General features: G+C 66.2%; 18 protein-coding genes. 11 read left to right on the forward strand and 7 right to left on the reverse strand.

Annotated elements, in window-relative coordinates:
- The first annotated feature begins 162 nt into the window (after nucleotides 1-162).
- Nucleotides 163-786 (forward strand): ANTAR domain-containing response regulator, encoded by a 624-nt coding sequence (locus tag OK17_RS08575; protein WP_232717180.1) that lies wholly within the window; start codon nucleotides 163-165, stop codon nucleotides 784-786.
- Between the two features lie 167 nt (nucleotides 787-953).
- Nucleotides 954-2,318: an ABC transporter substrate-binding protein gene (locus OK17_RS08580; RefSeq protein ID WP_232717182.1), complete on the forward strand. Its 1,365-nt coding sequence runs from the start codon at nucleotides 954-956 to the stop codon at nucleotides 2,316-2,318.
- Between the two features lie 120 nt (nucleotides 2,319-2,438).
- On the opposite strand, the gene OK17_RS08585 is transcribed toward OK17_RS08580, so the two are convergent.
- From OK17_RS08585 to OK17_RS08600, 4 genes are read right to left on the reverse strand one after another with little or no spacing between them, the layout of a single operon-like run.
- Nucleotides 2,439-3,254, reverse strand: a complete 816-nt coding sequence (locus OK17_RS08585) for an ABC transporter ATP-binding protein (RefSeq protein WP_461417194.1) — start codon at nucleotides 3,252-3,254, stop codon at nucleotides 2,439-2,441.
- A complete protein-coding gene (locus tag OK17_RS08590) occupies nucleotides 3,254-4,414 on the reverse strand; it encodes an ABC transporter ATP-binding protein (RefSeq protein ID WP_232717184.1) in 1,161 nt (386 codons plus the stop codon). Before OK17_RS08590 ends, OK17_RS08585 begins: the two co-directional genes overlap by 1 nt.
- On the reverse strand, nucleotides 4,407-5,396 hold the full coding sequence (locus OK17_RS08595; protein WP_154884419.1) for a branched-chain amino acid ABC transporter permease: 990 nt from the start codon (nucleotides 5,394-5,396) through the stop codon (nucleotides 4,407-4,409). The genes OK17_RS08590 and OK17_RS08595 overlap by 8 nt, the downstream gene beginning before the upstream one ends.
- Before the next feature lie 3 nt (nucleotides 5,397-5,399).
- Nucleotides 5,400-6,815, reverse strand: coding sequence for an ABC transporter permease subunit (locus OK17_RS08600; protein WP_232717185.1), 1,416 nt, complete (start codon nucleotides 6,813-6,815; stop codon nucleotides 5,400-5,402).
- A 222-nt stretch (nucleotides 6,816-7,037) separates the two neighbouring features.
- Here OK17_RS08600 and OK17_RS08605 point away from each other — a divergent pair, with 222 nt between their 5' ends.
- The 6 genes from OK17_RS08605 (at nucleotide 7,038) to OK17_RS08630 (ending at nucleotide 14,329) form a co-directional block, all read left to right on the forward strand.
- The gene (locus tag OK17_RS08605; RefSeq protein ID WP_232717186.1) at nucleotides 7,038-7,607 is read left to right on the forward strand and encodes a GNAT family N-acetyltransferase; all 570 of its coding nucleotides are present in this window, start codon (nucleotides 7,038-7,040) and stop codon (nucleotides 7,605-7,607) included.
- A gap of 90 nt (nucleotides 7,608-7,697) precedes the next feature.
- Nucleotides 7,698-10,445, forward strand: coding sequence for a DNA polymerase I (gene polA / locus OK17_RS08610; protein ID WP_461417195.1), 2,748 nt, complete (start codon nucleotides 7,698-7,700; stop codon nucleotides 10,443-10,445).
- Nucleotides 10,445-11,533 carry an isocitrate/isopropylmalate dehydrogenase family protein gene (locus OK17_RS08615; RefSeq protein ID WP_461417196.1) on the forward strand — a complete coding sequence of 363 codons (1,089 nt, stop codon included), beginning with the start codon at nucleotides 10,445-10,447 and terminating at the stop codon, nucleotides 11,531-11,533. Before polA ends, OK17_RS08615 begins: the two co-directional genes overlap by 1 nt.
- Before the next feature lie 108 nt (nucleotides 11,534-11,641).
- The gene (locus tag OK17_RS08620) at nucleotides 11,642-12,580 is read left to right on the forward strand and encodes an ABC transporter substrate-binding protein (protein WP_232717189.1); all 939 of its coding nucleotides are present in this window, start codon (nucleotides 11,642-11,644) and stop codon (nucleotides 12,578-12,580) included.
- Nucleotide 12,581: 1 nt separating this feature from the next.
- Nucleotides 12,582-13,559 carry an amino acid ABC transporter permease gene (locus OK17_RS08625; protein WP_232717191.1) on the forward strand — a complete coding sequence of 326 codons (978 nt, stop codon included), beginning with the start codon at nucleotides 12,582-12,584 and terminating at the stop codon, nucleotides 13,557-13,559.
- Entirely contained in the window at nucleotides 13,556-14,329 is a 774-nt protein-coding gene (locus tag OK17_RS08630) for an amino acid ABC transporter ATP-binding protein (RefSeq protein ID WP_269784897.1), read from the forward strand. Before OK17_RS08625 ends, OK17_RS08630 begins: the two co-directional genes overlap by 4 nt.
- A gap of 14 nt (nucleotides 14,330-14,343) precedes the next feature.
- Here the strand turns inward: OK17_RS08630 and OK17_RS08635 are convergent, their stop codons facing one another.
- From OK17_RS08635 to OK17_RS08645, 3 genes are all read right to left on the reverse strand, one after another.
- On the reverse strand, nucleotides 14,344-15,225 hold the full coding sequence (locus OK17_RS08635; protein WP_232717192.1) for a class I SAM-dependent methyltransferase: 882 nt from the start codon (nucleotides 15,223-15,225) through the stop codon (nucleotides 14,344-14,346).
- A gap of 145 nt (nucleotides 15,226-15,370) precedes the next feature.
- Entirely contained in the window at nucleotides 15,371-16,519 is a 1,149-nt protein-coding gene (locus OK17_RS08640; RefSeq protein WP_232717194.1) for a class I SAM-dependent methyltransferase, read from the reverse strand.
- A 72-nt stretch (nucleotides 16,520-16,591) separates the two neighbouring features.
- Nucleotides 16,592-17,167, reverse strand: coding sequence for a 2'-5' RNA ligase family protein (locus OK17_RS08645; protein ID WP_232717196.1), 576 nt, complete (start codon nucleotides 17,165-17,167; stop codon nucleotides 16,592-16,594).
- Nucleotides 17,168-17,418: 251 nt separating this feature from the next.
- Here OK17_RS08645 and OK17_RS08650 point away from each other — a divergent pair, with 251 nt between their 5' ends.
- The 3 genes from OK17_RS08650 to OK17_RS08660 are packed head-to-tail and all read left to right on the forward strand — an operon-like array spanning nucleotide 17,419 to nucleotide 20,682.
- On the forward strand, nucleotides 17,419-18,321 hold the full coding sequence (locus OK17_RS08650; protein WP_406567002.1) for a polyphosphate polymerase domain-containing protein: 903 nt from the start codon (nucleotides 17,419-17,421) through the stop codon (nucleotides 18,319-18,321).
- 19 nt (nucleotides 18,322-18,340) lie between these two features.
- Complete coding sequence (locus OK17_RS08655; RefSeq protein ID WP_006867711.1) at nucleotides 18,341-19,018, forward strand: DUF4956 domain-containing protein; 678 nt, start codon at nucleotides 18,341-18,343, stop codon at nucleotides 19,016-19,018.
- 5 nt (nucleotides 19,019-19,023) lie between these two features.
- Entirely contained in the window at nucleotides 19,024-20,682 is a 1,659-nt protein-coding gene (locus tag OK17_RS08660; protein ID WP_461417197.1) for a CotH kinase family protein, read from the forward strand.
- The last annotated feature ends 258 nt before the right edge of the window (nucleotides 20,683-20,940 follow it).

The following is a 20,940-nucleotide window of genomic DNA, read 5'->3' on the forward strand; positions in this document are numbered from 1 at the left end:
GACTCGAACTCACACTGGACGGGTTTTGAATCCGTTGCCTCTGCCAATTGGGCTACGGGGGCCGGTGCGCGGGTTGCCCCGTGCAGGAGCCAACTCTAGATGATCGGCCGACCGGCCCGGTAACCGGTACTCTTCTGTTTCGACTATGGCGTGGAGGAGGGGATGGTGACAGTGACAGACAGTGCGACCACTACGGCCGGGGAGAACACGAAGACACATCGTGTTCTGGTGGCCGAGGACGACTCGCTGATCCGGATGGATCTGATCGAGATGCTCCGTGAAGAGGGTTATGACGTCGTGGGCGAGGCCCCGAACGGGCAGGTCGCCGTCGAACTCACGGAGTCCCTGAACCCCGACCTCGTCATCATGGACATCAAGATGCCCGTCCGCGACGGGATCGACGCCGCGACGGAGATCGCGGAGAAGAGGCTCGCGCCGGTCGTCATGCTCACCGCGTTCAGTCAGCGGGACTTCATCGAGAAGGCCCGCGACGCCGGGGCGATGGCCTATCTGGTCAAGCCGTTCACCAAGGCCGACCTGGTGCCGGCCATCGAGGTGGCCGTCAGCCGGTACCACGAGCTCAAGCTGCTCGAGCGTGAGGTCGCGACGATGAACGAGCGGCTGGAGACCCGCAAGCTCGTCGAACGCGCCAAGGGCTTGCTCATGCAGAAACAGGGCCTCTCCGAACCCGAGGCGTTCAAGTGGGTTCAGCGTGCCGCGATGGACCGTCGGACCACGATGAAAGCCGTGGCCCAGGTGGTCGTGGAGACACTGGGAACAAACTGACAAAGAACAAGTTGATTTGACGCAATGCGTCTGCGCGCAAGCCAGTTTCACTGTCTTTACGCAGGGGCAACAAGATCGCGCTAGCTTTCTTCCAGCGAGGCGCGGTTCGATGCGTCGATCTCGATGCGCCGCTCTCGTCCGACAAGAGAATCGCAAGGAGAGCATTGATGTCCTTTCGCTTTTTGACGAGCGGGGCAGTGGTCATGACGGCGGCGGCAGCGCTCCTCGTCGCCGGCTGCAGCAGCTCTGACTCTGGTTCCGACGAAGGGTCCGGAGGGTCGGCCAGCGCGGCCGTAGAGTCCACTCCCGCACCTCCCGGTCAGGGCCTCGCACAGAAATTGGCCTGTAACCCGCCGAAGGCCACGCCGGGCCCCGAGAGCACCGCTCCGCTGAAGATCGGCACCCTGCTCCCCGAGACCGGCTCCCTCGCCTTCCTGGGGCCGCCCGAGGTCGCCGCCGTCAAACTGGCGGTCAAGGACATCAACGCCGCCGGCGGCGTGCTCGACCAGCCGGTCGAACTCGTCACCGGTGACTCCGGTGACACCACCACCGACACGGCGAACGCCACCGTCGACCGCGAGCTCAGCGCGGGCACCCAGGTGATCATCGGTGCGGCGTCGTCGTCGGTGTCGCTCAAGGTCATCGACAAGATCGCCAACGCGGGTGCGGTCATGTTCTCGCCGGCGAACACCTCCGACGAGTTCACCTGTTACCAGGACAAGGGTCAGTACTTCCGTACCGCTCCCGCCGATGTCCTGCAGGCACAGGCACTCTCGCAGATCATGGCCGAGGACGGCGTCCAGCGTGTGTCCATTCTCGCCCTCAACGACCCGTACGGAACCGGCCTGGCCGACAACACCGTTCGCGACCTCGAGGCCGCCGGTGTGCCCGCCGACCAGATCCAGAAGATCATCTACGACCCGAACGCCCAGTCGTTCAACGCCGAGGTCGACCAGGTGAAGAACTTCAACCCGGACGGTATCGCTCTCATCGGCTTCGAGGAGAGCGCCAAGATCCTCACCCGCATGCACGAGATCGGCATCGGCCCGAGCGACGGCAAGCTCGTCTACGGCGTCGACGGCAACATGGGTAACGCGCTGGGCGGGTCGGTGGGCTCGGGACTGCTCGAGGGCATGAAGGGCACGACGCCGCTGACACAGACCAGCGCCGACTTCCAGAAGGCGCTCAAGGAGGTCGACAGCAATCTCATCGACTTCAACTATGCCGGTGAGAGTTACGATGCGGCCGTCCTGAGTGCCCTTGCGGCCACTGCGGCCAAGTCCACCGACGGCCGGTCCATCGCCGCGAACATCATCGGCGTCACGAACGGCGACGAGGACTGCGACTCGTATCAGGCGTGCCTGGATGCGCTGAAGAGCGGCAAGACGATTGCCTACGTCGGCAAGACCGGCAACCTGGCGTTCAACGCCGCCGGTGAGCCCAGCGTCGGCTCGTACGGTGTCCTCGAGTTCGACGGGGACAACAAGCTGTTGACCCCGACCCGCAAGTACGTGTCGGTGGCCGCGCAGTAGTTCACCACCAAACCAGGGACCCTCGGCTCACGAGCCGAGGGTCCCTGCGTTTGCCTGCTCACGAAATCCGTTGCCGCACAGCGCCCCCGTGTGAGCGGGGACACAAACCGTGAGCGAAGACTATGCCTTCTTCTCCGAGCTGCCGGCCAGCGTGCCCAGGTAGAGCTCGATGATCTTGGGGTCTTTCGCCAGGTTGTTGCCGGTGTCGGTGTAGGCGTTGCGACCCTGGTCGAGAACGTAACCGCGGTCGCAGATCTGGAGGCAGCGGCGGGCGTTCTGCTCGACCATGATGATCGAGACGCCGGTTGCGTTGATCGCCTTGCAGCGGATGAACACCTCGTCCTGGAACATGGGGGACAGGCCCGCCGACGGCTCGTCGAGCAGCAGCACCGCCGGGTCCATCATCAGCGCCCGGCCCATCGCGACCATCTGACGTTCACCGCCGGACAGCGCGCCCGCCTTGATCTTCCGGCGCTCCGACAGGAGCGGGAACAGCTCGGAGACGAACTCGAATCGTTTCGCGAACGTCTTCGGGCGCAGGTACACGCCCATCTCGAGATTTTCCTCGATCGTCAACGCGGGGAACACATTCTGTGTCTGCGGAACGTATCCGACGCCCTTGTCGACGAGAACATGTGCCTTGGCCGAAGTGATGTCGTCACCGCGCAGGGTGACCGAACCCTCGCGAACCGGGATCAGCCCGAACAGGGTCTTGAGCAGCGTCGACTTACCGGCGCCGTTCGGTCCGATGATGCCCACGATCTCCCCGTCGTTCAGGAAGAAGTTGCACTCCTCGAGGATGTTGATCCCGGGAAGGTAGCCGGCGGTGATGTCGTCGGCCCGCATCAACGCGTTCGTGGCGAGCTTTCGGTGCTCGTCCGGCGTGGCCGCGAGCTGAGCGGGGGTCAGCGACCCGCCGTTCGATGCCAAGCTCATCACTCGGCCTCCTTCTTGTCGGTGTCGACCTGTCCCGGGGTGGCCCTGCCCGGATCGACGGGCGGTAGCTCGACCGGCTCCGAGAGGTCGCCGCCTTCTTCCAGGGTGGCCTCGATGGCTGCCTCGACCTGTTCGGCGAGTATCGCCGTCGCACCGACGGGCTGACCCTGGTCGTCGAATTCGAGCGCCTGATCATGGTGTCCGCCGAGATAGGCGTCGACGACGGCCTCGTTGTCGCCCAGACGATCCGGCAGGGATTCCGCGATGATCTGGCCCTGGGCCATCACCACCACCCAGTCACTGATGTCGCGGATCACGTCCATGTCGTGTTCGACGAACACCACCGTCACACCCTCGTCGCGCAGGGACTTGATGTGTTCGAGCAGGCTCTGCGTGAGGGCCGGGTTCACACCTGCCATCGGCTCGTCGAGCATCACGATCTCGGGGTCGGTCATCAGCGCGCGTGCCATCTCGAGCAGCTTGCGCTGACCACCGGACAGCGAGCCGGCGAAGTCGTCCGCCTTCGCGTCGAGCTTGAAACGCCGCAGCAGTTCGTGTGCGCGCTCGGTGATCTCGGCTTCCTGTTTGCGCCAGGTCCACGGTGCGAGGGCGGAGAGGAAGTGTTCGCCGCGCTGGCCGGTGGCACCGAGCTTGACGTTGTCGAGCACGGACAGCTTCGACAGTGCCTTGGTCAGCTGGAAGGTGCGGACCATGCCGCGACGCGCGACCTGATGCGGGACCATCCGGCCGAGGGATTCGCCGTTGAGCGACCACGTTCCGGAATCGGGCTTGTCGAAACCGGTGATCAGGTTGAAGAACGTGGTCTTCCCGGCTCCGTTGGGACCGATGAGCCCGGTGATCGCGCCACGCTGCACCTCGAGGTGGTCCACCTGGACTGCCTTGATGCCGCCGAAGGTGCGGGAGATGTTGTCCACCACGATGATCGGATCGGGTTTCGGTGATCCGGGTTCGGGTGACACCTCCGCGAACAGTCGCGAGCGCTCGGGTGCCGACAGGGTGGTCAGATCGCGACGCGTGGCCCGCGTACCGGCGATGTCGGGGTCGGTGTCGGTGTCGGTGTCGTCGACGACGATCCCGGTGTCGTTCAACGGCGTCGAGGACTCGTCGCCGGGTGCTGAATGGCGTCCGTCATCAGGCATCGAGCTGCACCTCCCTCTTGTTGCCGAGGAGCCCCTGTGGTCGGAACACCATCATCAGGATGATCGCCAGACCCAGCAGCACGTAGCGGATCGCGCCGACCTGCTGTGCCGAGAGGTCCAGGATGGGGTTGTCGCCGGCCGTGGCCTGGCGCAACAACGCGTCGGGGATGGCCAGCAGGAACCAGAACAGCATCGCGCCCACGACCGGTCCGAAGACCGTCGCCGCGCCACCGAGGATCAGTGCGCCGTAGGCGAAGAAGGTCTGGGCGGTGGAGTAGAAGTCCGGGTTGATCGACTGCGTCGCGAGTGCGTTGAACACGCCCGCGAGGCCACCGATACAACCGCCCAGGATGAGCGCCTGCATCTTGAAGAAATAGGCGTTCTTGCCGAGCGATCGGGCCGCGTCCTCGTCCTCGCGGACCGCCTTGAGCACGCGACCCCACGGGCTGTGCACGAGCAGATAGACCATGAGGCACAGGAGCAGGACGACGGACCAGCCCACCACCATCGACCACAGGTCGCCGCCGAGGAATTTGACCCCGAAGAACGAGTACTGCTTGCCGTTGTCGAACGGGCTGATCGAGAAGAAGCCGCTGGCGTAGCCGTAGATCCCGTTGGTGGAGTGGGTGAAATCGTCCGACGACGTCGACCGGAACACCAGTCGCAGGATCTCCGACGCGGCGATGGTGACGATCGCCAGATAGTCCGCGCGGAGACGAAGTGTCGGAATTCCGAGGACCACCGCGAGCATGCCCGCGGCGGCGATACCCACGATGGCGCCGAGCCAGAGGGGCTGGTCGTAGTTGACGGCCATGATGCCCACGCCGTATCCGCCGAGGAGGGCGAAGGCGATCTGCCCGAAGTTGAGCAGTCCGGCATAGCCGAAGTGCAGGTTGAGTCCGATGGCCAGTAGGGCGTAGAAGATCGCCGACGGGCCGATGAGCTGTGCGAACGCAATCTGTAGCGCTGAGATGATGTCCATGGGTCAGCCGATCCTCGCTCGCGATCCGAGAATGCCCTGGGGCCGGATGGTCAGGATGATGATCAGGATCAACAGGCCGCCGATGTACTTCAGGTCGGGGCTGAGGATGTAGGTCGACAACTGCACCAGCAATCCGACGATGAGGCAGCCGAGCAACGCGCCGTAGGCCGTGCCGAGTCCGCCGAGCGTGATGCCCGCGAACATCAGCAGCAGGAGCTTGAATCCCATCTCCCACTGGACGCGGCCGCCGAGCTCGGAGAGCGCGAACATCACGCCGCCGAGTGTCGCCAGGCCGCCGGCCAGCGCCCACACGAACAGGATGACCCGGTCGACGTCGATACCCGACGACTCGGCCAGGTCCTTGTTGTCGGCGACGGCGCGCATGGCCTTGCCGATCCTGGTGCGCTGCAACAACAGAGCGACGCCGAGGAGCACGACGATGCAGATGACGATGCAGGCGAGATTCACCGGCGTGATCGCGAACGGGCCCGAGCCGATCTGCGTCTGAGCCTGGTAGTCCTTGAACGGTTCGGACCGGTCCGAGAAGAAGATCAGGATCAGATACCGCATCACCAGGGCGAGGCCGATCGACACGACGAGCATGGCGATCAGCCCCGTTCGTCGTCGTCTCAGCGGTCTCCAGAGGCCGAGTTCGTTGAGGATGCCGATGCCGACGCCGACGATGACGGCGAGGATCGTCGCCGGGATCAGTTGCAGCCCGACCTTCACGTTGAACACCCACGCAACCACCGCGCCCAGGGTCACCAGCTCGCCGTGCGAGAAGTTGGTCAGGCCTGTTGTCCCGAAGATCAGGCTGAGGCCGACACCGGTGATGGCGATGATGAGACCGAAGCGGATGCCGTCGATGGCCAGACGGGTGAGTTCGGCGACCGCCGAGACCTCCGTTCCGGTCCGCACCTCACCGAACGAGAAGATGACCGGGCGTGCCGTCCCGCCGCTGACATCGACCGGCAGTTCGGACTTCTGGACCTCGACATCGTCTGGGAGAGAGTCGGTGTCGACGACGACGGTGTATTTCCCGGGCGGCACCATGATCGACCACGCGCCGGTCGCCGACGACGTTGCCGTCCCGACGACGCTGCCCGACGCGTCCTTGGCCTCGAGCTTCACCCCCTCGACCTTCTCGGTGCCGTTCCGCAGGACACCGAACACCCGGACCTCGTCGGGTGCGGCGTCGGCGGACGGGGTGCCGAAGAGTCCGCACAGCATCGACGCCGCGATGAAGAGCAGGACGGACAGGGCGGTGCGCCGCGTCGACGCCGGTGTGCGACGCCGGGATGGCGGGCGGCTGGACGGTGATCGGGTCTGGCGGGCGGGCTGACACTCGGGGCGATGCGCGTGAATCCGTTCGGAGTGGTCGTCGGACACGAGTGCGGCCTGCCGGTCAGGCTCTGTCATCGAGGGTGGTACCTCCTTGTGGAGCTGTTCGCCAGTGACATCCATCGGCACATGACCGGAGCCGACCAGTGCGCGGCCGGTCACCCTGCGGGACATTAGCCGCAGCGTCGTCGCAACGTGACGACAACGACGTTTCCCGGAAGTTACATCTGCTGCGGCGCAGAGAGAGTTCCGTGGACGGGTTTCGGTGGCGGCGTGCCCGTCGGTCCGTACGCTGGTCGGATGGTGCCGGTGACCGTCACGCAGACGAAAGATGTCGAACTCGCCAGTGCGTTGCTCGCGCAGGCGTTCGCCGACGACCCGGTGACGGTCTGGATGGACCCGGACACCTCTCGGCACCGCGCGGTGTTCCGGACGCTGCTCGTCCACACCCACGGGAAGGGGTCGACGATCGACCTCGCGATGCGCGACGGGCAACCGGTCGGTGTGGCCGCCTGGGATCCGCCCGGGCACAAGATCTCGACGCGGGCCCAGCTCGTGTCGTCCTGGGAGTTCCTGCGGACCCTCGGTCCGCGGATCGGCCGCGGGATCAAGCTCGAGACCGAGTTCGCCAAGCACCGGCCGAAGGAACCGCACTGGTACCTGGGCCAGATCGGCGCGCCGATCCAGGGGGCCGGCATCGGCACGGCGCTGCTGCAGCACCGGCTCGAGCAGATCGACGGCCCGGCCTACCTCGAGAGCTCCAACGCGCTCAACGTCCCGCTGTACGAGCGGTTCGGCTTCCAGGTCACCGAGGAGTTCGAACTTCCGCTCGACGGACCCAGGGTCTGGGCGATGTACCGGCCGATGTGACACCTGGCCGCCCCTCATCCGACCGGCCCTTCCGGTCGTCCCAGGCGGGGCGGGTCCGAGTGTCGGGACGGATCACTAGACTCAGCGACTGTGAGTCCAGCGCAGAGTTCCTCGGCAGCTACCCGTACCGGCAGCAAGGGCAAGACCAAGCAACCGGTCCTCATGCTCCTCGACGGGCATTCCCTGGCCTACCGGGCGTTCTTCGCGCTTCCCGCCGAGAACTTCAAGACGGCCACCGGGCAGACCACCAACGCGGTCTACGGCTTCACCTCGATGCTCATCAACCTGCTGCGCGACGAGGAACCCACGCACATCGCGGCCGCCTTCGACGTCTCGCGGAAGACGTTCCGCTCGGAGATGTTCCCGGAGTACAAGGCGCAGCGCTCCAAGTCGCCCGACGAGTTCAACGGACAGGTCGACCTCACCAAGGAGGTCCTCGACGCGCTGGGCGTCACGGTCATGGCGATCGAGGGCTTCGAGGCCGACGACATCATCGCGACCCTCGCGACCCAGGCTCGCGAACAGGGCTTCAAGGTCCTGATCGTCACCGGCGACCGCGACTCGCTGCAGTTGGTCGATCCGTCGACCACCGTGCTCTACCCGCGCAAGGGTGTCTCGGACCTCACCCGCTTCACCCCTGAAGAGGTGGAGAAGAAGTACGGCCTCACCCCCACCCAGTACCCCGACTACGCGGCCCTGCGCGGCGACCCCAGCGACAACCTGCCCGGCATCCCGGGTGTGGGGGAGAAGACCGCGTCGAAGTGGATTCGCGAGTACGGATCGCTGGCCTCGCTCGTCGATCACGTCGACGAGGTGAAGGGCAAGGTCGGAGATGCGCTGCGCGCGAATCTGGCCTCGGTGCAGACCAACCGTCAGCTCACCGAACTCATCCGCGACATGCAGCTTCCCGCAGGACCCGAAGACCTCGCGATGGTCGGCTGGGATCGCGACCGTATCCACCAGCTCTTCGACGACCTCGAGTTCCGTGTCCTGCGCGACCGCCTGTTCTCGACCCTGAGCTCGGTCGAGCCGGAGGCCGAGGCGGGGTTCGATCTCGACGGTTCGGTCCTCGGCGCCGGCGAGGTCGCGGGATGGCTCGACGAACACGCCCGGACCGGCCGGACCGGTCTCGCGGTGACCGCGCCGCACGTCGTCGTGGGGTCCGACCCGACCGGGCTGGCGATCGCGGCGGCCGACGCCTCGTCAGCGTATGTCGACGTGACCACCCTGACGCCGGAAGACGATGCGGCGCTGGCCAACTGGCTCGCCGACCCGCAGGCGCTCAAGGCTGTTCACGAGGCCAAGTGGGCGGTGCACGCGCTGCGTTCGCGCGGGTGGAAGCTCGACGGCGTCACCAGCGACACCTCGTTGGCGGCATACCTCGTCCGCCCCGGGCAGCGGACCTTCAACCTCGATGACCTCGCCCTGCGATACCTGCGCCGTGAGCTGCGCGCCGACACCGGTGCGGGCGACGGCCAGATGTCGCTGCTCGACGACGACACCGAGGGCAAGGTCGCCGAACAGCACATGCTCGAGGCGCGCGCGGTGCAGGAGCTCGCCGACACCCTCGACACCGAACTCGACCGCATCGACTCCAAGCCGTTGCTCACCGAGATGGAGTTGCCGCTGTCGTTCGTGCTCGCCGACCTCGAGGCCGCCGGCATCGCCGTCGACGTCGACCACTTCAACGCGCTGGCACAGATGTTCAACGACCGCATCCGTGCGGCCGCCGAGTCCGCCTACGAGGTCATCGGCGAACAGATCAACCTCGGTTCGCCGAAGCAGCTGCAGACCGTGCTCTTCGACAAGCTCGACATGCCGAAGACCAAGAAGACCAAGACCGGTTACACCACCGACGCCGACGCGCTGCAGTCGTTGTACGAGAAGACCCAACATCCTTTCCTCGCACACCTTCTCGAGCATCGCGACGCCACGCGGTTGAAGGTCACCGTCGACGGTCTGCTGAAGTCGGTTGCCGACGACGGTCGCATCCACACGACCTTCAACCAGACCATCGCCGCCACCGGGCGCCTGTCGTCGACGGAGCCGAACCTGCAGAACATCCCGGTCCGCACCGAGGCCGGACGAGAGATCCGCCGCGGCTTCGTCGTGGGGACGGACCAGGCGTCGGGCGTGAACTACGACTGCCTGATGACCGCCGACTACAGCCAGATCGAGATGCGGATCATGGCGCACCTGTCGGAGGACGAAGGTCTGATCGAGGCCTTCAACACCGGCGAGGACCTGCACAACTTCGTCGGATCGCGTGCCTTCGGTGTGCCGATCGACGAGGTGACCACCGAGATGCGTCACCGCGTGAAGGCGATGTCGTACGGACTCGCCTACGGCCTCAGTGCTTTCGGGCTCGCAGCCCAGCTGAAGATCAGCCGCGACGAGGCCAAGGACCAGATGGAGGCGTACTTCGCGCGCTTCGGTGGTGTGCGTGACTACCTGCACGACGTGGTCGCCGAAGCCCGGCGCAACGAGTACACCGCGACCCTGTTCGGCCGCCGGCGTTACCTGCCCGATCTGAACAGCGACAACTGGCAACGACGCCAGTCCGCGGAGCGGATGGCGCTCAACGCACCCATCCAGGGCACCGCTGCCGACATCATCAAGGTCGCGATGATCAACGTGCACAAGCGTTTCCTCGCCGAGAAGCTGACGTCGAGGGTGCTGCTGCAGGTCCACGACGAACTCGTGGTCGAGGTGGCGGCCGGAGAGCGCGACGCGGTCGAGGCCGCGGTGCGCGAGGAGATGGGCAACGCCATCACGCTGTCGGTTCCGCTCGAGGTGTCGGTCGGGTTCGGTCGGTCCTGGGACGACGCGGCCCACTGATGGTCTCCTCGCCCAGGCGGGTCGGCGTTCTCACCGGCGACGGCATCGGGCCGGAGATCGTGCCCGCCGCCATCTCGGTCGCCGACGCGGCTGCCGCGGCGGAGGATTTCCGGATCGACTGGGACGAACTCCCGTTCGGCGCCACCGCCATCGCCTCTCACGGTGACCCGGTTCCCGAGGCGACGCTGTCGGCACTCGACGATCTGGGACTCTGGATCGTCGGACCGCACGATTCGGCGTCGTATCCGCCCGAGCACAGCAGTCGCACGCCGGGTGCGGTCCTCCGTAACCGGTACGGGCTCTTCGCGAATCTCCGTCCTGCCAAGGCGTTTTCGGGGGTGCCGGCCACCGCGCCCGACATCGATGTGCTGATCGTCCGGGAGAATTCCGAGGGCCTGTACGCCGACCGCAACATGGCCGTCGGGAGCGGTGAGTTCATGCCGACCCCCGACGTCGCGTTGGCCGTGGGGCTCGTGACCCGCGCGGCGAGTGAGCGCATCGCGCGGGTCGCCTTCGAAGCCGCACGCGACCGCGCGGCGTCGGGGAGCCCGGCTCGGGTGACCATCGTGCACAAGGTGAACGTGCTGCGCCTGACGACCGGGCTGTTCCGCGACGCATGCCGGGAGATCGGCGAGGAGTTCCCCGACGTCGAGATCACCGAACAACACGTCGACGCCATGGCTGCGCTGCTCGTGCGCCGGCCCGCCGACTTCGACGTCGTCGTCACCGAGAACCTCTTCGGCGACATCCTGTCGGACCTGGCGGGCGAGCTCGCCGGCTCGCTCGGCATCGCCGGTTCGGTCAACTGCTCGACGACCCAGGTGATGGCACAGGCGACGCACGGTGCCGCTCCCGACATCGCGGGACGCGGTGTCGCGAACCCGGTCGCCATGATCGCGTCGGTGTCGATGGGGTTCCGGCGGTTCGGGCTGATGACCGACGACCCGGCCCTCGTCGCGGCGGCCGATCGGATCGATTCCGCTGTCGCCGACACCCTCGCGGCCTCGATTGCGACCGCTGACCTGGGCGGGACGGCATCGACCAGCGAGTTCGCCGACGAGGTGGCGCGGCGGACCCGTGTCGCCTGACGCGCGCGAAGACATGCGTGAACCCCCGGTAGCCAGCCGCCGAGGCCGGTGCAAACTACAGTGAGTTGGTCTGATCAGGTGATCTGTACGTCATCGAAGGGATGTGTTGTGGAACGGGCCTCGACGCGGGTCGACCAGCGCTGTGTCCGGTCGCGCGTGGCCCAACTGCTCGCCGTGTTCCTCACGTTCGCGGTCGTTCTCACCGGATGCGTGAACAACGAGGAGCGGGAACGCGCCAACCAGGTCACACCGATCAACGTCGACGTGGAGAAGGTGCCGGCGATCGCGGCGCTCGTCCCACCCGAGATCGCGCGCACCGGACGTCTGGTGGTCGGCGTCAACGTGCCCTACCAGCCCAATGAGTTCAAGGGGCCGGACGGCAAGATCATCGGCTATGACGTCGACCTCATGAACGCCGTCGGCAAGGTGCTCAACCTGCAACCGGTGTACAAGGAATCGCAGTTCGACACCATCATCCCGTCGGTCCAGGCCGGGACCTACCAGGTGGGGATGTCGTCGTTCACCGACACTCTCGAGCGGGAGAAGCAGGTCGACTTCGTGACCTACTACAGCGCAGGTGTGCAGTGGGCGCAGTCCGCGGACTCCGACGAGACCATCGACCCGGCGAATGCGTGCGGCCGGCGGGTCGCCGTGCAGACCACGACCTACGAGGACACCGACGAGATCCCGGCCAAGAGCGCGGAATGCGTAGCGAAGGGTCTCCGGCCGATCGACAAGGTGAAGTTCGACAGCCAGGACGAGGCGGTCAACGCCCTGATCCTCGGCCGGGTCGAGGCGATGTCGGCCGACTCGCCGGTCACCGCCTACGCCATCAAACGCACCAACGGAAAACTGAAGGCGGCCGGTGAACTGTTCGATTCGGCGCCGTACGGATGGGCGGTGCGCAAGGGCTCACCGCTGGGACCCGCGATGCAGAAGGCAGTCCAATACCTGATGGACAACGGACAGTACGAAGAGATCGCGGCCAACTGGGGCCTGCAGGAGGGCATGATCGATGCTTCCGTCATCAACGGGGCGGTGAGTTGAGATGACCTCACCGCAGACCGACACCACCACGGCCGGCGAGCCCGAACCGATCAAGGCGGTACCGCTCCGCAGACCGGGGCAGTGGATCGCCGCCGTCATCATCCTCGTGTTGGCAGGGCTCTTCGTCTACGGAGCCGCCACCAACAAGGCCTACGCGTGGGGCACCTACGCCCAGTACATGTTCGACCAGCGCGTGCTGTCCGGCGTCGGATACACCCTGGCCCTCACAGTGCTGGCGATGACCATCGCGATCGTCCTCGGCGTCGCGCTCGCGATCATGCGACTCTCGCCGAACCCGGTGCTGCGCGGCACCGCCTGGGTGTACCTGTGGATCTTCCGCGGGACCCCCGTCTACGTGCAGCTCGTCTTCTGGGGACTGTTCCCCGCGATCTACAAGCAGATCGACGTCGGCATCCCCTTCGTCCACCAGTTCGCGTCCTTCGACATCCAGACGCTCAACGCCGCTTTCCTGTTCGCGGTCATCGGCCTCGCCCTGAACGAGGCCGCCTACATGGCCGAGATCGTGCGCGCAGGCGTCTCATCGGTCGGTGAGGGACAGTCCGAGGCGTCGATCGCTCTGGGCATGTCGTGGGCGCAGACCATGCGTCGCACCGTGTTGCCGCAGGCGATGCGGGTGATCATCCCGCCCACCGGCAACGAGCTGATCTCGATGCTCAAGACGACCAGCCTCGTGGCGGCGGTTCCGCTGACCCTCGACCTCTACGGGCGCGTGCGTGACATCTCCGGCGTCAACTTCGAGCCGATCCCGCTGCTGCTCGTCGCCTCCACGTGGTACCTCGTCGTCACCAGCATCCTGATGGTCGGTCAGTACTACGTGGAGCGCTATTACTCGCGGGGCGCCACCCGCGCGCTCACCGCACGCCAGCTCAAGGCGATGGCCGATGGGCAGACCGCTGCCACCGGCGACATCGCGGACGGGCCGGGAGCCGGCCGCACGACCGGGGGAGAGAACGCATGAGTTCCGCCGAGACACCGATGGTCCTCGCCGACCGGGTGTGCAAGCGCTTCGGCTCGGTCCAGGTCCTCAAGGGGATCTCGCTGGAGGTCGCCCGAGGCGAGGTGACGTGTCTGATCGGGCCCTCCGGCTCGGGTAAGTCGACGTTCCTCCGGTGCGTCAACCATCTCGACGTCGTCAACGCCGGCCGCCTCTATGTCGACGGCGACCTCATCGGCTACCGCGAACGCAACGGCAAGCTCTACGAGCTGAGCGCCAAAGACGCTGCCGCGCAGCGTCGCGACATCGGGATGGTGTTCCAGCACTTCAATCTGTTTCCGCATCGGACGGCTCTTGAGAACGTGATCGAGGCACCGATCCAGGTGAAGAGGGAGCCGCGGTCCGCGGCGATCGAACGCGCCGAGTACCTGCTGGAGCGGGTCGGTCTGTCCGACCGTGCCGACGCCTACCCGGCGCAGCTGTCGGGCGGTCAGCAGCAGCGCGTCGCGATCGCCCGCGCTCTCGCGATGGAACCCAAGCTCATGCTCTTCGACGAGCCGACCTCGGCACTCGACCCCGAACTCGTCGGCGACGTCCTCAAGGTGATGCGTGAACTCGCCGCGTCGGGCATGACCATGATGGTGGTGACCCACGAGATGGGCTTTGCGCGAGAGGTCGCCGACCAGCTGGTCTTCATGGACGGCGGCGTCGTCGTGGAGAAGGGCGACCCGCGCGAACTCCTCGCCAACCCGCAGGAGGAGCGGACGCGGGAGTTCCTGTCGAAGTTGCTCTGAGACTCGAATTGCCCTCAAGACGCGGGGCGTACCCGCGGCTGTTCGGGCTTGTGGCTGCAGAAGATCGCGGTGCCGGGGAAGTAGCGTCCGCGGAACGGGCTCCACTGGCCCCATTCGCGGTCGTGATCGTCGGGCCACTCGGGTTCGATGATGTCGTCGAGGATGAACCCGGCGGCACGTAGTTCGCGGACGCGGTCGCCGATGGTCCGATGGTGTTCGACGTAGGTGATCTGCCCGTTCGGGTCGGTCTCGGTGTACGGCGTGCGGTTGAAGTAGGGGATTCGAACGGTCAGCCCTTCGGGGCCCGGGTCGTCGAGGAACATCCAGCGCATCGGATGGTTGACGGCGAAAACCCAACGGCCGCCGGGCTTCAGGACTCGTGCGACCTCGGCCATGACGCCGGCGGAGTCGGCGACGAACGGGATGGCGCCGAAGGCGGAGCAGACGGTGTCGAAGGACTCGTCGGCGAAGGGCAGGGTCTCGGCGGTCGCCTGGATCAGCGGCACGCGCACCTCGTCGGCGTCCATGGCATCGAGACCGATCCCGAGCATGCGCCGAGACAGGTCCACGCCCACGGCATGGGCGCCGTGAGCGGCGAGCCACCGGGCGCACGGCGCTGAGCCGCAACCGATCTCGAGGATCGTGCGGCCCTCGATCTCGCCGAGGAGTCCGGCCTCGGACTCGCGGACGCCCTCCGGGCACCAGACGAAGTCGCCGCCACCGGTGTACGTGCCGAGGAAGGCGCCGTGCTCGTCGTGGTAGTTCTCCGCGTCGTGGTCCCACCACCAACGGCTTGCTCGGTCACTCGTCGCGGAGTCGACGTCGCCCAGGACGCGCGGGGGCCGCACGGAGGTCTCCTGCTCGGTGGTGCTCTCGCGGTCGTCGTCGGTGGACATGCAGCGATGATATTGCTCGGGGTCGGTCGACGAGCCAACCGGTGCCGGGAGCGGAGTGAGCGGGCCGAGGTCTACCCGGTGCCGGGAGCGGAGCGAGCGGGCCGAATCTCAACCGGCGCCGGGAGCGGAGCGAGCGGGCCGAGGACTACCCGGTGCGGAGTTCGTAGAACCGGAAGAAGGCGAAATCCTCGATCGGCAGTACCTCGACGCTCCGGAAACCGGCCTGTTCGGCGTAGGACCGCAGGGTAGCGGGTCGCATCACGGTGCCGGTGGCGACCGACGGTGGTGAACTCATCGAGTCGGGTAGGCAGACGAACAGCGAGAACCCGTACATGAGTTTGTCGAGTTCGTCTGCGGGACCGGAGAATTCGTCGGACACTGCTTCGTCCATGGCGATCATCGGTGCCCCGGATGCGAGAGCCTGCCGCGCCGCGGTGAGAACCTCGACGGGCCGGGGCATGTCGTGAAGGCATTCGAAGGCGAAGGCGGCGTGGAACGGGCCGTGCCGAGCGGCTTCCTCTCCGCCGGCGATCTCGAAGTGCACCCGCTCGGCGAGCCCGGCGGCCTCGGCGTTCCGCCGTGCCATCTGCACGGAATCGGCGTCGATGTCGAGTCCGAGGAGCCTGGCGTCGGGGTAGGCATGGGCGAGTGCGATCGTCGAGTATCCGGCGCCGAACCCGATGTCGAGGATCTGGGCACCCGGGCGGGACAGCAGTTCGTGAAGGTGGGGCACACCGGTGAGAGCGGGTGCGAGTCGGGACTCGAACCACGGCCTGTTGAGGGCGGCCTGCGATTCGCGTGCGTCGGTTCCGAACTGTTCCCAACTGACACCTCCGCCGGTGCGGTAGGCGTCGAGCAGTTCCGGCAATCGACCGAACGACGCGGCGAACATTCGCGGTAGTGCACCGAGATAGTTCAGGCTGGAGGTATCGGTGAGGACTTCGGCGACGCCGGGGGAGATGTCGAATGTCGTTGCGGTCCCGGACAGGTCGGCGTCGAGGATGCCGTAGGCGGCCTGCATCTCGAGCCATTCGCGGGCGAATCGTGCATCGGTGGCGGTCCGGGTGGCGAGGTCATCAGCGGTCAGCGGGCCGTGATCGGCGAGACACTGGTACCAGCCGAGGCGCTCCCCGAGGTAGACGCTCATCGTCTCCGCCGTTGCCAGGGTGGAGTGGAGGAATCGCTCGGCGAATTCGTCGGCGGTCGGTGCCGCGGAGACGACTCCGATGTGGTCTGCGCTCGTACTGTCCGCGCCCTGCCCGGACGGTGTGGTGCTGTCAGGGGTGATCGTCATGGTGGAACGATGTCAGCGTCGGCTCACGGGCCGGTCACGGAGCGGTTTCGACTCGGGGCCCATCCCCGCAGGTCAGCAGGCTCGGCCGGCGACGACGTGCTCGGTTGCGGCGTCGGGATCCCAGCGGCGCAGCGCGGTGAAGGTGCAGACCCGGTCGGGTTCACCCAGTGGTTCGAGCGTGGCGAGTGCCTCGCCGACCTGGTGGTAGGTGAGGCGGCGGCCCAGGGTGATGTGCGGGGTCCATCCGCCCGGCTCGACATGCGCGAAGGTGCTCGGGTTCTCGATGCCGGCCGCGGCGTCGTCGGGGTGAATCGTGTGACCGCGAACCGTGCGTGCCACCTGGGCGTGGAGCGACAGCAGTTCGGTGCTGGGGACGACGAGCAGCGCCAGGGTGTGGCGGGAGCCGTGACCGAACACGACGGGTGCCCCGATGATGCACCGCAACGGTAGGCGCTGGGCGGCGGGACCGAGAGCGGCGTCGGCGGCGGAGGTGATGTGGCGTGCCGCCAGGAGGGTGACGTGCGGACGGTTGGTGTCCGATCGCACGCGCTGCGCACTGGGAAGGCCTCCGTCGGCGAGCGCTGACCAGCGGCGCCGCACCCAGGCGTCGGTGTCGTCGTCGGGTAACAACTCGATCGAATGTGCCACGGATGTAGTCAACCAGAGCACCCGTACAGCGCCCCGCGGTTCGGTTCACGATCACCGGCAGGTGAGCGACGTGTCTGCTTTCCGCATGTCCCAGGGCTCTCGGCACTCGCTGCGTTTACCCAGGTCAGAGCTGACAGCAACTTCCCAGTTTCACCGCACCGTTTCCGAAGGTTCATCTGATGAAGTGGACGAGTCCTCCGAACGGGGTGATCTGCGGCCGCTGAGCATGTGGCCGCCGAGGAAGGAGAAGTGTGGGAATCACGAGCTGGTTCAAGCGGACCGGCGGTGACGAATCATCGACCGACGAGGACCCGCCCACACCTGTACGCGCGTCCGGCTTCCAGGAGACCGCCAGCAGACTCCACGCCTTCAATCGCTACGAGATCAAGTACTTCGTCGACGAGATGCGCGTGCCCGAACTGCGTCGAGAGTTGGCTGCGCGCATGGACTCCGATCCGCACTCTCCGGTGGGCGGATATCCGGTCACGTCGCTGTACTACGACACTCCGGATCTGCGCTTCTACTGGGAGAAGATCGAAGGGCTCAAGTTCCGGCGGAAGTTGCGGATGCGGCTGTACGGCGATCCCGCGGCGTGCACCGAGGAGACCCCGGTGCAGATCGAGATCAAGCAGCGGGTCAATCGCGTCACACAGAAACGACGGACCGCCATGCCCTACGGCATCGCGCGGAGCTGGCTCGACGACCGGCAGACGATCGACTGCGACGACTCGCAGAGGCCGTTCGTCGAAGAGGTCACCACACTGATCGGAAACCTCGACCTCCGGCCGACCGTCACCACCGGCTATCTACGCGAGGCATTCGTGGGTCGCGACGCCGATCTCGGACTCCGGGTGACCATCGATCACAAGGTGCACGGCCGTGACCGCGACTTCTACTTCGGTTCGAAAGCCCGGAACCGCTTCACGATCCCGCCGCGCCTGGCGATCGTCGAACTCAAGGCCAACGAACGGGTGCCGTACTGGGCCACCGACCTGACCGCCCGGATGGACATGTCGGTGATCCGGGTCTCCAAGTACTGCCAGTCGATCCAGGCTTTCGGATTGGCGCCGAGGTCGATCGTCGGTGCACCGGAACTGATCATCCCGCCGGGCGAGCACGACCGGGTGCCCGACGACCTCTTCAGCACGCTCTAGATAAATCTGAAAGCAGACAATGAACTTCGAGATCCAAGACCTCAGTGGCACATTCACCACCTTCGACATCATCGTGTCCCTGTCGCTGTCCTTCGTGCTGTCGGCGATCATCGGCTGGGTCTACCGGCTGACCCACAAGAACGTCTCCTACAGCCAGTCCTATGTCCAGACCTTGGTGATCGTCGGCATGGTGGTGTCGCTGATCATGCTCGTGGTCGGATCGAACATCGCCCGGGCGTTCGCGCTCGTCGGCGCGTTGTCGGTGGTGCGATTCCGCAACGCCATCAAGGAGACACGCGACGTCGGCTTCATCTTCCTGGTCATGGCGATCGGTATGACCACCGGTACCCGCTTCTATGTCCTGGCGATCGCGGCCACCGTCGCGATCTGCCTGGTGATGGTGCTGATGAGCAAGTTCAACTGGTTCAAGCTCGACGTCCAGCGTCAGGTCGTCAAGGTCCAGGTTCCGCCGGAGCCCGAGTACACCGCCCGCGTCGAGGACGTGTTGATCGACAAGTGCAAGGAATTCGAGCTCGTGTCCACCGAATCCGTTCGCTCCGGGGCCTTGTCGGAGCTGTACTACACGGCCCAGCTGAAGAAGGGCACCAAGCCGGGTGAGCTGATCTCCGCGCTGAGCGCGGTCAACACCGGACAGCGCGTCACCGTGCTGACCGGCTACGACCAGACGGACATCTAGAACCGATGTCCGACAGTCCCGACGGCCGTACTCCCGCGGCTCCCGCGGAAACCGCTCGTCTGACACCCCCGCGTGCGCGCTTACGGCACCGCATCCCACGGTCGCTCCGCCAGCACTGGAAGTGGCCGGTGGCGTTCGTCGTCTTCGTCCTCGTGATGGCAACGGTGTTCGGCGGGTGGAAGATCCGGCCGTTCATCACCGGGGACGCGGATGTCATCGCCTCGGAGATCACGACGAACGTCGCCGGGACCGTCGACCTGTTCGATCCGTCGGTCTCCCACGAGCTGACCATCGACATGACCGATGCGGAGTACCGGTCGATGCTGTCGTCGTTCGAGAAGGACGGCAGCAAGGACTGGGTCACCGCCGACGTCGTGATCGACGGCACCCGTCTCGACGACGTGGCCGTCCGGCTCAAGGGCAATTCGACCCTGATGGGCCTGCGCGGCAAAGGGTTCGGTCCGGGTGGGGATCGGAAGGGCGGTGGTCCGCCGCAGCCGGCCGGCGGCGCAGAAGGGGCACCGGGACAGATGCCGCCCGGGTTCGATCCCGCCGCATTCGATCCAGGTGCCCTGGACCGGATGCGCAAGACGATGACGCAGGTGTCGAAGGACGACCCGACGTCGTTGCCGTTGCTGTTGAGCTTCGACGAGTATTTCGACGGTCGCGCATACCAGGGCATGACCGAACTGTCGGTGCGGCCGGGTAGCCCGGTGCTGAACGAGGCGACCGCACTGTCGTTGACGGCGCAGACCGGCCAGAGCTCGCAGCGCTACGGCTACGTGACCTACTCGATCAACGGCAGCGCCACCGCCACCAAGCTGGTCCTCGAGCATCCTGAAGCGAGTTATGCGGAGAGCCTCTTCGACTCGAAGGGCTACCTCTACAAGGCGGACGCGAACTCGAGACTGAAGTATGTCGGGGACGACCAATCCGACTACGCCGAGCAGTTCGTACAGATCAACTCGGTCGGCAGCGGCAACCTCCAGCCGATCATCAACCTCGCCCGCTGGCTCGACTCAGCCGACGACCGGGAGTTCGCCGAGGAACTCGACCAGTGGGTCGACGTGAAGTCCTTCGCAAGGTACGTGGCCACGCAGAATCTGCTGGGCAACGGCGACGACATGAGCGGACCGGGTCAGAACTACTACCTCTGGTACGACCTCGGGTCGAAGAAGTTCACCGTCGTCTCCTGGGATCTCAACCTCGCCATGAACGGGGACCCCGGTGCCGGGCCTGATGACGAGGTCTCCATCGGACCCATGGGCGGCCGCCGCGGACAGCAGCCGCCCGGTGCGGCCGGCCCGCAGCCTGCGGCGGGCGGCGAGCAGCCCACGGCAGACGCCGTGCCGCCGCCCGAGGGAGCAGGACCCGGCGGAGCGCGACCGCCAGGTCTGCGTGACGTCAAGAACCCCTTGAAAACCCGTTTCCTCGCCGCGGCGACCGAACCCGGGGGAGCATTCGTCGATCTGTACCGCTCCACCTACTGGGAGCTGTACGACCGGATCTACGCCGACGGGCTCGCCGACTCCGTACTCGACGGTGTCGCGGCAGCCGTGCCGGTCACCGACAAACTGTCCGCGGGCGACCGAGAGGAAGCCGTCGAATCGCTGCGGTCGTGGATCACCAAACGCACCGCGGCACTCGCGTCACAGCGCGATTAGCCACCGATCGGTGCAGAATGTGACCACAGACCCTTGTCGACCCTTGTCCGCGCGCTCGAGGGGAACGGAACACGACTACCCGGCGTGTCGGCCGTCACTCACCGAGTTCGTCACAGGCTGCGCGAGAGGGGCCGTCTCAAGGGCATTTGCCCAGCACAATCCCGCTGGAGTAGGCTTGGAGAACGCGCGTGCGCTCGATGACGCGCGACAGGCACGCGCCCCGATCGAAATGCTTCTGATCAGGGGTTTTGTGCCGAT

Source organism: Gordonia sp. GN26, assembly GCF_054823965.1.